We start from the raw sequence: 12,697 nt of genomic DNA, 5'->3' as shown, positions 1-12,697 counted from the left end.
TTCTAGTTGTCATTGTATAAATTATACAACAGGCTCCGTTCATCTGAAGCAAAAAAAAAGCCGAGTTCCATTTATTTCGGAATCGGCTGTTCATCTGATTAGAGTTACGTGTATGGAATATTTTACTTCGTTTCCGGAGCGGCGGCTGCAGGAACCGCACTCTCCTGGGTCTTCGACAAGAAGATATTGAGAATGATCGCTGTCAGCGATCCGGATACGATTCCGTTCTGCAATAACATTCTGGCGAATTCGGGAAGCTGGTCGAACATGGACGGAAGCACCGCAGAGCCGAGGCCCACCGCGATGCTGCAGGCGGCGATCAGCAGATTGCCGTCCTTGCGCAGATCCACATCGGACAGAATCGACATGCCGGAAGCAGCAACCGAGCCGAACATAACGATCATCGCCCCGCCCAGCACTGCATTCGGCACAACTGTAGTCAATGCCGCCAGCTTCGGCAGCAGCCCAAGTACGACCATAATTCCGCCTGCCGCAAAAATAACATTCCGCGTCTTCACCCGCGTCAGCGACAGCAAGCCGACATTCTGGGAGAATGCGGTGTACGGGAAGGCGTTGAACAGGCCGCCCAGCATGATGGCCAGTCCCTCAGAACGCAGGCCGTTCACGATCTGCTTCTGCTCCACCTGCTGGTCCGTCGCCTTACCAACGGCAAAGTAGACCCCTGTCGATTCGACCATAGACACGATATTCACGATAATCATTGTGAAGATTGCGGTGATGCTAAACTGCGGCCAGCCGAAGTAGAACGGCTGTGCGACGCTAACCCACGAAGCTGTGGTCACGGTAGAGAAATGCACGATGCCCATGGCATAGCCGATTACAGTACCCACTACAAGTCCTACCAGCACGGATACGGAGCGAAGGAACCCTGTAGTCAGCCGGTTCACGGCCAGAATAACGAGCAGAGTAATCAGAGCCAGCAGCAGATTGCGGGGCTGCCCGAAGTCGGCGCTTCCCTGTCCGCCGGCCACATTATTCATTGCGACGGGAATCAGCGACAGTCCGATGATTGTGACTACCGAGCCGGTGACCACGGTCGGGAAGAACTTCAGCAGCTTCCCGTACACCGGGGCTGCCAGCACCACGAACAACCCGGAGATAATGATTGCACCATAAGCGGTCGCCAGATTGGAGCCTGAAGCGATAGCGATAATCGGGCTGACGGCCGTGAAGGTACAGCCGAGAACCACCGGCAGCCCGCTTCCGAAATATTTGCTGCCCATAATCTGCAGCAGAGTTGCCAGTCCGCAGGTGAACAGATCCGCTGCAATCAGATACGCCATCTGCGTACCGTTCAAATTGAGCGCTCCCCCGACAACCAGCGGTACTATGACCGCTCCTGCGTACATCGCCAGCACATGCTGAAGCCCTAAGGCGAATATCTTCTGTTTGCTTAACATCCTGCACGCTCCTTGATTAATCCTTCATTATCTATGAAATGAATCTCACCCGGCGACATGGAAGCAATCCGCGCCAGGGAATACACCGGAACTCCGCGCTGCTCCAGCAGACCGCGTCCCTCCTGGAAGCTCTTCTCGATGACACAACCGACCCCGGCCAGCTGCGCCCCGGACTCTGCTACGATATCGCATAACCCTACAAGTGCCGCACCGGTAGCGAGGAAATCATCGACAATCAATACGGTATCGTCCGGCCCGAGATATTTCTGCGAAATGCTGATCTGGTAGTCCTCCTGACGGGTGAAGGAGTGAACCGGTGCCGAATATACCGCTTCGGACAAGGTGACTGCCTTCTTCTTCTTGGCATAGATGAACGGCACGCCCAGCGCAATGCCCGCCGCCATGGCGAACTGGATGCCGCTGGCTTCCACAGTCAGCACCTTGGTGATCTGCCGGTCCCCGAAGACCGCTGCGAATTCCTTCCCGATCGCAAGCGCAAGCGCCGTGTCTACCTGGTGGTTCAGAAATGAGTCTACTTTCAGTACAGTCTCCGATAGAATTAAGCCTTCTTGTCTAATACGTTCTTCCAATACTTTCATTACGGCGGATCTTCCTCCTTAGAAATAAAAAAGGACAGATTCCCTGAGTGCTTCTCTCAAGTGAATCTGTCCTTCTGGGTTTTTGTCCCTTGGTGGTGTAACACATATACGTGTCCGCATCGCTTGGACCAGCCTTCCCCGTGCCGCAGCATAAGAAACGGAACCCTAGATGCGCTATTTCACTCATAGTCGGATAATTACAGTGGCTATCCGGTAGAAACTTATGGGCCATATTCCCAAGATTATATGAGTTATATGAATCTGTTATATGAAATCTATTCATGAAGCATGTCTGTTATCTTACACGCTCTCCCCGCTGCTTACAAGCAAAATTTTAAGTAAATTGCGGTGATTTCAAAGTTTTCATGAAACCCCAGGCAAAAGTGGGGCTGCCTCCGGAAAGCCTTGTAAATTTTAGGTTTCCGGTGTTTTCTTCATGTCTTCTATATCACTGAAGCTCCATAAAAGCTATAATTATATAGCTTAACATTCTAACTGAACAAAGGCGGCGAACAATGAGAATAAAACAACAGGTTTGGTTAGCAACTTCAGCTACTATACTGCTGCTAGGCAGTATGATTACTATATCAATCCTCTTTATGGAGGGTGGCTCGCGCCTGATTGCAGCAGGGTTAGGTTCGGGCGCCATTCTGGTCAGTATCGGACTTCTTTACAGTATCGGACGGAATGTAGACCGCGGCCTGAAGCGCATTATGGAGATCTCGCAGGATATCGCCGCAGACCGTCTTAACCCTGCGGCGGCGGCTACTGTGCGGACGGATGAATTCGGGCAGCTGGCGGCTTCCTTTTTCGGGCTGGCGTCTGACCTTCATCACAGAACTGCCGAAGAGCGCGAGCTGCGGCTTAGAGCCGAGGAACAAGCCTGGATTAATACGCAGGTGTCAGAGATGGCGCTGCTGCTTCAGGGCTCAGTCCAGCTGAAAACTGCCTCACGTGTGTTCATCGGCAGGCTGGCTACCGCTGTCGGCGGAAGCTACGGGGCTATCTATCTGAAGCAGGGGGGGCAGGTGAACTTCGCAGCCGGCTATGCCTTCGATGATACCGCCGGGCAGCATGAGTCCATACCGCTGGGCAGCGGCCTGGTCGGGCAATGCGCACTGGATGAGCAGATGATCGTTCTGGAGGATCTCCCGGAGAATTATATCAAGGTCCGCTCCGGCCTGGGAGAAGCTGCGCCTTCCTCGCTGGTTATCGTTCCTATTAAGCATGAACAGGAAGTTGTAGCTGTCATGGAGCTGGCTGCCTTAAGCCCGTTCAGCCCCAAGGAGATGCAGCTGATTGAACGAACCGGGCAGAACATGGGCGTGCTGATAAATACGCTGGCGGATGTCGCCAGAATTGAAGAACTGCTGAATGAGACACAGCTGCAGAAGGATGAACTGGAAGCTCAGACCGAGGAACTGCTGGCCCAGACGCAGGAGCTTGAGGCCCAGACCGAAGAGCTGGCGGCTCAGACCGAGGAGCTCCGTATGCAGACCGAGCAATTACATGACCAGAAGACAGAGCTGGAAGTGCAGGCCGAGAGCCTGCTGACCTCCAATGAGCAGCTCCAGACGCAAATGAAGCTCACTGAGGCCCAAAAAGACGAGATTGAAGCCCAGACCGAGGAACTGCGGCAGCAGACAGAGGAGCTGCACGCCTCCAATCTGGAATTACAGAATCAAATGGAGATTTCCCGCCGGCAAACCATGGAGATCAAGGCCCAAGCCGATGAGATCTCTGCAGCGAACCGCGATATGCAGAAGCAGCTGCAAATCACGGAGCTGCAAAAGTCCGAGATTGCAGATCAGGCCGAGGAGCTGCAGGCCCAGACGAGTGAATTACTGGAGCAGAAGGAGCAGCTCCAGGCCCAGACCGAAGAGCTTCAGTCTCAGACGGAGGAGCTTCTGGCCCAGACTGCTACCTTGCAGACTCAGGCCGATGAACTGCTGATTCAGAAGGAGGAGCTGGCTGCCTCCCATGATCAGCTGCTGCTTCAAGTCGAGCTTACCGAGAAGCAGAAGGAGGAGATCCAGGCTCAAGCTCAGGAGATCTTCATGGCCGCACAATACAAATCGGAATTCCTGGCCAATGTCTCCCACGAGCTGCGCACGCCGCTGAACAGCCTGCTGATCCTCTCGCAGATTCTGGCTGAGAACAAGGACGGCAATCTGGAAGCGAAGCAGCTGGAATACGTCCACACGATCTTCTCGGCAGGCAAGGATCTCCTGCAGCTGATCGATGAGATTCTTGATCTGGCGAAGCTGGAGGTCGGCAAAATGACCCCTGTCATCGAGCCGGTCTCCCCGCAGGATCTCAGCAAACATGTCCACCGCCATTTCGAGCAGCAGGCCAAGAAGAAGAACCTGCGGTTCGATGTCCATTCCGACAACCGGCTGCCTGATTATCTGATGACTGACGGTCACAGATTGCAGCAGGTCTTAAATAATCTGTTATCCAACGCTATCAAATTCACACCTGAGCAAGGCTCTATCTCCCTGTCGATCCGCACCAGCGGCGAAGAGGTCGTCTTCGCCGTCAGCGACACCGGTATCGGCATCGCCGCCTCTAAGCTGGAGAGCATCTTCGAGGCCTTCCAGCAGGCGGACGGCACCACCAGCCGCAAATACGGCGGCACTGGCCTTGGCCTCACGATCTGCCGGGAGCTGGCTACACTCCTAGGCGGAAGAATTGAGGTGGATTCCGTGGAGGGCAAGGGCAGCACCTTCTCGCTGATCATTCCCGCTGTGGAACCGGGAGAGGACGCCCAGACCCTTGCTGCCGCAGCCTATTCAGCAGCAGCCTCTCCGGAGATTCCGGCTTCCGAGCCTATCCGCCGCGAGAATCCGGCCTTCCGCGAGTCCTTCGTGCCCGACATTTCCATCTCCAATCCGAAGCTGCTGCAATATGCGGAGATGGATGATGACCGGAGCAATCTGCTAAGCGGGGATATTACCCTGCTGATCATTGAAGAGGACGCCGAATTCGCCGCCCGGCTGCTGGAGCTGGCGCGCAGCCGGGGCTTCAAGGCCATCGTCGCCTTCCAGGGCGATCAGGGACTTGCCCTGGCCCATGCCTACAAGCCTGATGCGATCCTGCTGGATCTGCATCTTCCCGTTCTGGACGGCTGGTCCATTATCAGCCGCCTGAAGAGCCGGCCGGAGCTGCGGCATATCCCTGTGCATGTCATCTCAACAGCTGAAGAGAACCAGCAGAGCCTGTCGATGGGCGCTTTGTCCTTCTGGAAGAAGCCGAATGATTATGCGGAGCTGGAGGCAGCCTTCCTCCAGATTGAGACTTATATCCGCCGTCCGGTGAAGAGCCTGCTGATTGTCGAAGACAATCAGATTCTGCGTAACAGCCTTGTCGAATTCATCGCCCATCCCGATGTGAATATTATTGCCGTCGGCACCGGAAGAGAAGCAATGGAACATCTGGCGAGCCATCATTTTGACTGTATGGTACTGGACCTGGGCCTCTCGGATATTTCCGGCTTCGACCTGCTGGAGCAGGTTAAGACCAACCGCAAGCTGCAGACTCTGCCGGTGATCATCTATACAGGCAAAGATCTCAGCAAGACAGACGAGCAGCGCCTTAAGCACTACGCCGAGAGTATTGTAATCAAGAACGTGCGTTCAATGGAACGTCTCTATGACGATACAGCCCTGTACCTCCACCGCAAGCATGCAGACCTGCCTCTGGATAAGCAGCGTTTAATTGAGAACCTGCATAATCCGGAATCCGCTTTTGCCGGAAAAAGCATTTTGCTTGTGGATGATGATATGCGTAATATTTTTGCGTTATCCAGTGTGCTGGAAGGTTATAATATGGAGATCAGCTTTGCCCAGAATGGCAGAGAAGCCCTGGAGCATCTGGAGACCCACCCGGGCATTGAACTGGTCTTCATGGATATCATGATGCCGGAGATGGACGGTTACGAGACGATGGAGCATATCCGGCGTAACCCGGGCTATGATCAGATTGTCATTATCGCGCTGACCGCCCGCGCCCTGGAGGAAGACCGGGTCAAATGTCTCGAAGCTGGGGCGAGCGATTATATATCCAAACCAATTAATACCACACAGCTGGTGAGAGTGCTCAAATCATGGTTGATTCAATAGGAGGCAGCATGGAGTATCCGATTAATATTTTGGTTGTAGATGACCGGGCAGACGAGTTCCTGTCCGTTCAGGCTTTGCTGGCGGAGTCGCCCTACCGGCTGGTTCATGCCCTCACCGGCATGGATGCTCTGAAATGCCTGCTGGAGCAGGAATTCGCCCTGATCATTATGGATGTGCTCATGCCCGGCATGAACGGGTTTGAAACGGCGAAGCGGATTAAGATGCGTCAGAAATCACGGGATATCCCAATTATTTTCCTAACCTCGCTAACCTCCGAGCTGGAGAACTATATGATGGCCTACTCGGCCGGCGCGATTGACTATCTGACCAAGCCGTTCCATCCGACCGTGTTAAAAAGCAAGATTGACGGCTTCGTCCGTCTCTACCAGACCCGCAAGGAGCTGCAGCTCAAAACGCAGGAGCTGGAGACCGCCAACAGCATCCTGACCGAGCTGAAGGAGACCGCCGAGGTAGCCTTGCGGATTAAGAGCGGCTTCCTCGCCATGATGAGCCACGAGATCCGCACCCCGCTGAACGGGATTATTGCCATGTCGGATGTGCTTCGTTCCTCCGAGCTGTCCGCTGACGACCAGGAGATGGCCGAGATCATTCATACCAGCGGTCACGCGCTCGTCTCTGTCATTACACACATCCTGGACTTCACCAAGATCGAATCCGGTAAAATGGAGCTGGATTACGAGCTCTTCAATCTCCACTCCTGCCTCAAGGAGACCGTTGATCTGTTCCGGGCGCTGGCCAGGGAACGCAGCCTGACCCTGGAGACCTCCATTGATCCTGACATTCCTGCCCTGCTCATCGGTGACCCCAACCGTCTGCGGCAGGTACTGAATAACCTGATCGGCAATGCCATCAAGTTCACGCATTCCGGCGGCGTCAAGGTGGATGTCCGCCTCCGGCAGGTCATAGACAAGCTGCTGGAGCTGGAGTTCATTATCGAAGATACCGGCATTGGCATTCCGGCGGACAAGATGAAATATCTGTTCCAGCCGTTCACCCAGATCGGTGCCACCATCAACCGCAAGTTCGGCGGCACCGGACTCGGCCTGTCCATCTGCAAAATGCTGGTCGACCTCATGGGCGGCAGGATCTATGCTAAGCCTGATGTAGTGGGCGGAGCTACCTTCATCTTCACCATCCAGGTCGCTGAAGGCCAGCCGGACTAAATCCAACTCCACGGAAGACACAAGAAGCTCCCCTTCAGATGATGAAGAGGGAGCTTCTTTGTTATGAATAAGGTTTATTGTAGAATGGAATGAACAAGCCGCGGAAGGGGATGAGCTCTATAGATGGGAACCTCCAGATTCCCTTTGTTCCAGCGGAACTTCGTTCTGCAAGCGAGAAGTAAAACTCATCATTGGGAAGGCGCTGGCCCCCTTTCGATAAAGACATTTCGGAATGGCCGTGCCTATTACAAAACAAAGCTCGGGCATTATGCTGTGGAGGAAGAGGGCTATCTCCTTTTAAATGAGGGGGAGCCGTACGGAATAGACATTGAGTCAGACACAGAGGTCGACTCTTTTTGTGTATTTTTCAAGGCAGGTTATGCTGAAGAATTTCTTAAAGCTATTCATGTCGGAGCAGAGAAGTCTTTGGACGATCCATTCTCAGAATCTAAGCACCCGCTGCAATTTTATACAAAGTCATACCGTCATAGTCACTTGATCACTCCACTTATCGAGAACTTCAAGAATTCCTTGCCTGTACTCGGCAGCGAGAATCTCTGGATCGATGAACAGTATCACAATCTAATCCAAGCACTGCTTAACGTCCATCAGAAGATGGCTCAAGAAATTAATACCGTCCCCGGCACGCGCCCGGCCACCAGGGAGGAGCTGTTCCGGCGGTTAACCGTAGCATACGAGTACTTGCATGCGTATTACAACCAAAACGTGTCTCTTGAAGAAGTCTCCAAAGTCGCATGTCTCTCTAAAAACCATCTGATCCGCAACTTCCGTCACTTTTTCAAAAGAACACCACACCAGTTCATCCTCGAAAAAAGGATATTTGAAGCACAGCGTCTCCTTTCTCAAACGGAAAACAGTGTAACCGAGATTAGCCTAAGCATTGGCTTCGACAATGTCTCTTCCTTCAATAAAGTGTTTAAACAAAGAACGGGATTATCGCCCCAGATGTTTAGAAAAAAGTGATTTTGGAAAAGTAATGCTTCATCGGCACATGTTACATTTACAGCGTGGAACATACAACCTACACAAGGGAGCGATATTTATATGAATTCAGAATTTCAAATTAAAGGCATCGGGCAAATATCTATTGGGGTACATGACATGGAAGCTGCTACCCGGTTCTATCAAGATACTCTAGGACTCAACCTGTTATTTCAGATCCCAAACATGACTTTCCTGGAGTGTAACGGAATTCAGCTGGTCTTGAGTATTGCTGAAGACCAGCGGTTCGATCATCCCAGCTCGGTGTTCTATTTCCAGGTTGACAATATTCACGCATCGTACGAAACGTTGGCCAGGCGGAATGTACATTTCCTGGACAAGCCGCATAAAGTAGCTGAGATGGGTCAAACCGCAACCTGGATGACGTTCTTTCAAGACCCTGATCAAAATGTACATGCACTGATGAGTGAAGTGCCTGTGTCTTAATAATTACTTCTGAGGGCTGACGCGGCACACCCCATCCCATTGTGGTCGGTTTTCCGATTACATTTGGCTGATGCGGCACACCCAGTCCCATTATGATCGGTTTTCCGATTACATTTGGCTGATGCGGCGCACCCAGTCCAATTATGATCGGTTTTCCGATTACATTTGGTCCGCGTACCCCGTGCCAGCAAATTGTATGCTGTTTTTCGCATACAATCGGCCCGTGGGCCTATCCCCCCACCGCCGCAATCAGCACGGGCAGGACAAGGAAGGAGGCCAGTGTCGTCCAGACGATACAGCGCGAGACCAGCGCAGGCGAGCTGCCGAAGCGTTCGGCCAGGACGACGGAATTGACTGCCACCGGCATGGAAGCCAGAATCAGCAGCACCGAGAAAAGGGGGCCTGTGATGTTCAGGGCGAGCAGCACCAGCGCGGCCAGTAGCGGAGCCAGCACCAGCCGGACGGTCAGCCCTGTCCAGAAGGCCAGCTGCACATTACGCTCCGTATGCGCTGCGCGGACCTTCACCATCTGCGCACCGAGGATCGCGAGCACTACCGGCGAATACGCTCCGGCGGCCATGGATACGCCCGAGGCCAGCTCATGCGGCATATGCAGACCCAGCGCCCGCAGCAGCAGCGCCAGAATGGCGGCGTAGATGGCCGGCAGCGAGAAGACTGACTTCAACGCGCTGCGTACAGAGAACTGTGAACGGGCGGCAAAATACACGCCGATCGTATTCACGATCACCATCTGGGCGATGACGTAGACCGATGCCTTGTCCAGGCCCAGCTGGCCGAAGGCCAGCAGCACCAGCGGCAGGCCGTAATTGACGCTGTTCGTGAAGGTGGAAATGAGCGTAAGGCCGGCGGCTTCCGGCGGAGCCAGCTTCAGTATTTTGCCGATCAGCGTTGCCACCCCCCATAAGAGGAACAGGTTCAGCAGCGAGAATGAGAGTGTCTTATAGACATCATCGAAGGAGATATCTGCCGTAGCCAGCGTGTCGAGAATAATAGCCGGACTGAGAAAATACAGGTACAGCGTCAGCAGAGGCTTCGTATCGAGCTGTTTATACCGTCCAAGCAGCGCTCCGGCGGCCACCGGAATGGACAGCGGCACGATGACCTCAACAAGTGTCGTGAGTACAGTCTGAATCACAAGCCAGGACTCCTCTATGTAGTAGTTATTTCTACTATAACCCTCCTTAGCAGGGAGCGTCTAAGACAAGGAAGCAATATCCTTGATAGCAATTGCCTATGGCAGCCCGCTGCATACATTCCCAACCAAACAACCGCGCAGCAGCACGGCTTCGCGGTTTTTTGGTGCATGAAATAAATAATTCGGGTGATTGCCGGACTGGGAGTCTCTTATATTGCCAAAAAGACACCTATCCTGCTATTGCGGACTGAGGGGCCGTTATTGGGTCTGGACGAGCCGAAAACAAGAGCAAATAAGTTAGTTAAGAGCACCTCAGTCCTCCGAGCGTGCAGAATAGCCCAAACGTCTGAAATAACGGCCTCCCAGTCCGCATGGATTGCGGTAGCATGGATGATATATGGCTGCGATAGGCAAAACTACTGAATTCTACGTACGTACCCAAGACTATACAAAATAACCCCACAAAGCCATCCATGCCGCTGACGCGGCACCACAGAAAATGGAAATGGTTACACGCTTATCTTCATCTACAAGTGGAAACGGCTTTGCCGTCCTTTTAAAGGACGGGACCGTTTCAGGGAGAAATAGAAGGATAAGTTATCGTGTGCAACATATAATTTCTTATATTTTTAAAAAAATCCCGCACCCTTAAATTAAGGTCACGGGATTCCGGTTAGTTCTTCGATTTACAGCATTTTGATCTCAAGCAGCTCGTATTTGATGATCCCCATCGGGGCGTTGACGCTGATGATATCGCCTACCTTTTTGCCGATCAGCTCTTTGCCGAGCGGGCTCTCGTAGGAGATCTTGTTGTCCAGCACATCGGCTTCCGCCGGTCCAACCACTCTATATTCGATCTTCTCCGAGTACTCTACATCGTTAAGGATAACGATGCAGCCTACGCTGACTGTACTCAGATCCATATTACTGGCATCCACGATCTGGGCCTTGATCAGCATTTTCTCCAGAATCATAATGCGGGTCTCCATGAAGGATTGATCCTCCTTGGCGGAGTGGTATTCGCTGTTCTCCTTCAGATCGCCGTAGCTGATCGCCAGCTTAAGCCGGGCTGCAAGCTCCTTGCGTCCTGCTCCCTTGAGTTCCCTCAGTTCTTCCTCCAGCTTAGCCAAGCCTTCTTTAGTCAAAAACACTTCGTCATTATTAGACATGTATACAACTCCTATTATTTGCTCGCTTTATAGTATTCTAACTCATAATCGCCCAACATGCGAAGAGAAAGCGCTATAACGCATGATAAAGGAGTATTTACGGCAGAGTCACAGCTTCAAGTCTCCACCTGTGGAGCAGGGGCAGCTGCGGGCTTGCCGCTACTGCCTCGCAGGAGGAAGGTCAGCGGAATAGCCAGCAGTCCCACTGCCGTAGCGATCAGGAAAATATCCTGTACGCCCATCGTCATCCCCTGCGCCTTCAGCAGAGAACCCGCTGCCCGGGCCGTCCCGTCCGCCAGCTCCTGCTGATGGGCCAGCGATCTGGAAGCGAGCAGCGAGCTGAATACGGCAATGGACAAGGCACCTGTAGCCTGGCGGACCCAGTTGGTTACAGAGGAGGCATGGCCGGTTATGGCTCTTGGCACCGCCGACATGCCGGCATTGGTCACCGGCATGAAGGCCAGTGCAATGCCGACATTGCGCACCGCCATAAGCACCGCTACACGGGTATGGGTCACGGCCAGCGTGATGTGGGCAAGCTCCCAGGTCGAGGCGCTTAGCAGCAGAATGCCGCCCAGGATCAGCCAGAACGGGCCGATCCTGGAGTACAGCTTGCCGACCACGGGGGACAGTACAGCCATCACGATCGAGCCCGGCAGCAGCACCAGCGCGGTCTTCAGCGGGGTGGACTGCTGGATATCCTGCAGGAAGACTGGGATTAGGAAGGTCCCCGAGTATAACGCAACGGTGATAATACAGTTGATGATCAAGCTGTAGGTGAACCGGCTCTGCCGGAAGACCTGCAGGTTCAGCAGCGGCTCCTGGAGCGAAAGCTCCCTGCGGATGAAATACGTTAAGGCCGCCGCCCCGACCAGCAGCAGGGTAAGGGTATTCCATGACGTCCAGCCCCAGGCGCCCCCTTTGTTGAAGGCCAGAATAATGAACGCGCTGCTCAGAATGACTGTGACGAAGCCCGGCAGATCAAAGCTTCTGCTCCCGGTGTTCTGCCGCTGGAACGGCAGGCACTTCAGAGCTACGGCAATGGCAATCAGGCCAATCGGCAGATTAATCACGAACAGCGATTTCCAGCCGAAGTATCCGGTCAGCCAGCCGCCGAGTGTCGGGCCGAAGGCAGGCGCCAGCATCGAGGACAGGCTCCAGAGGCTCATGGCGAAGGCCTGCTTTTCTTTGTCGATAAACTGATAAATCATCGTCATGGTGGTGGGGATAATCAGGCCGCCGAATATTCCCTGGATAATGCGGAAGGTAATCAGTGAGTGAATATTCCAAGCCACCGTACATAGTGCCGAGAACAAGGTGAAGCCCGACAGGGCGAATACGTACAGAACCTTATAGCTCCATTTATCCCCGAAATAACCCACCACAGGCGCAATGACGCCGGTAGCCAGCAGATAGCCGGTAATCATCCACTGTACGGTGCTGATCCCGGCGTGAAAGTCCTTCAAGAAGACCGGGAACGCTACGTTAATGGTGGTTGTACTGAGAATAGCCATGAAATTTCCGAAAAAAATGGCCAGAATAATCAGCCAGAATGATGAATGTTTTGCCGCCGGACTGCTCAAGGGCGCTCTCTCCTC

General features: G+C 53.4%; 9 protein-coding genes and 1 riboswitch. Of the genes, 4 read left to right on the top strand and 5 right to left on the bottom strand.

Translation table 11 applies throughout. The annotated features are described in order from the left end of the window. Positions 1-122: 122 nt before the first annotated feature. On the bottom strand, positions 123-1,421 hold the full coding sequence (locus NST04_RS05230; protein WP_341015911.1) for a nucleobase:cation symporter-2 family protein: 1,299 nt from the start codon (positions 1,419-1,421) through the stop codon (positions 123-125). Next, complete coding sequence (locus tag NST04_RS05225; protein WP_209868713.1) at positions 1,415-2,020, bottom strand: xanthine phosphoribosyltransferase; 606 nt, start codon at positions 2,018-2,020, stop codon at positions 1,415-1,417. Before NST04_RS05225 ends, NST04_RS05230 begins: the two co-directional genes overlap by 7 nt. A gap of 166 nt (positions 2,021-2,186) precedes the next feature. Beyond that, positions 2,187-2,290: riboswitch (purine riboswitch) on the bottom strand. A 329-nt stretch (positions 2,291-2,619) separates the two neighbouring features. Here NST04_RS05225 and NST04_RS05220 point away from each other — a divergent pair. From NST04_RS05220 to NST04_RS05205, 4 genes are all read left to right on the top strand, one after another. Then, positions 2,620-6,141, top strand: coding sequence for a response regulator (locus tag NST04_RS05220; protein WP_341183441.1), 3,522 nt, complete (start codon positions 2,620-2,622; stop codon positions 6,139-6,141). After that, on the top strand, positions 6,126-7,325 hold the full coding sequence (locus NST04_RS05215; RefSeq protein WP_341183440.1) for an ATP-binding response regulator: 1,200 nt from the start codon (positions 6,126-6,128) through the stop codon (positions 7,323-7,325). Before NST04_RS05220 ends, NST04_RS05215 begins: the two co-directional genes overlap by 16 nt. Positions 7,326-7,448: 123 nt before the next feature. Then, on the top strand, positions 7,449-8,309 hold the full coding sequence (locus NST04_RS05210) for a helix-turn-helix domain-containing protein (RefSeq protein ID WP_341183439.1): 861 nt from the start codon (positions 7,449-7,451) through the stop codon (positions 8,307-8,309). An 81-nt stretch (positions 8,310-8,390) separates the two neighbouring features. Next, positions 8,391-8,774 (top strand): VOC family protein, encoded by a 384-nt coding sequence (locus NST04_RS05205; RefSeq protein WP_341183438.1) that lies wholly within the window; start codon positions 8,391-8,393, stop codon positions 8,772-8,774. Positions 8,775-9,003: 229 nt separating this feature from the next. On the opposite strand, the gene NST04_RS05200 is transcribed toward NST04_RS05205, so the two are convergent. The 3 genes from NST04_RS05200 to NST04_RS05190 form a co-directional block, all read right to left on the bottom strand. Then, positions 9,004-9,930, bottom strand: a complete 927-nt coding sequence (locus NST04_RS05200) for an AEC family transporter (protein ID WP_340750983.1) — start codon at positions 9,928-9,930, stop codon at positions 9,004-9,006. Between the two features lie 686 nt (positions 9,931-10,616). Continuing rightward, complete coding sequence (gene greA, locus NST04_RS05195; RefSeq protein WP_036691918.1) at positions 10,617-11,099, bottom strand: transcription elongation factor GreA; 483 nt, start codon at positions 11,097-11,099, stop codon at positions 10,617-10,619. A 116-nt stretch (positions 11,100-11,215) separates the two neighbouring features. Next, positions 11,216-12,682 (bottom strand): MDR family MFS transporter, encoded by a 1,467-nt coding sequence (locus NST04_RS05190; RefSeq protein WP_341183437.1) that lies wholly within the window; start codon positions 12,680-12,682, stop codon positions 11,216-11,218. Between the last annotated feature and the right edge of the window lie 15 nt (positions 12,683-12,697).

This window comes from Paenibacillus sp. FSL H7-0756, from assembly GCF_038006765.1.
In the GTDB taxonomy this organism is placed as follows: Bacteria; Bacillota; Bacilli; order Paenibacillales; family Paenibacillaceae; genus Paenibacillus_AQ.
This window is presented reverse-complemented; position numbering and strand designations above follow the sequence as displayed.

What these genes read in the sequence shown, in the direction of transcription:
- NST04_RS05230 (WP_341015911.1), bottom strand. Translation starts at nt 1,421, where the DNA reads ATGTTAAGCAAACAGAAGATATTCGCCTTAGGGCTTCAGCATGTGCTG.
- NST04_RS05225 (WP_209868713.1), bottom strand. Translation starts at nt 2,020, where the DNA reads ATGAAAGTATTGGAAGAACGTATTAGACAAGAAGGCTTAATTCTATCG.
- NST04_RS05220 (WP_341183441.1), top strand. Translation starts at nt 2,620, where the DNA reads ATGGAGGGTGGCTCGCGCCTGATTGCAGCAGGGTTAGGTTCGGGCGCC.
- NST04_RS05215 (WP_341183440.1), top strand. Translation starts at nt 6,126, where the DNA reads ATGGTTGATTCAATAGGAGGCAGCATGGAGTATCCGATTAATATTTTG.
- NST04_RS05210 (WP_341183439.1), top strand. Translation starts at nt 7,449, where the DNA reads ATGGGAACCTCCAGATTCCCTTTGTTCCAGCGGAACTTCGTTCTGCAA.
- NST04_RS05205 (WP_341183438.1), top strand. Translation starts at nt 8,391, where the DNA reads ATGAATTCAGAATTTCAAATTAAAGGCATCGGGCAAATATCTATTGGG.
- greA (WP_036691918.1), bottom strand. Translation starts at nt 11,099, where the DNA reads ATGTCTAATAATGACGAAGTGTTTTTGACTAAAGAAGGCTTGGCTAAG.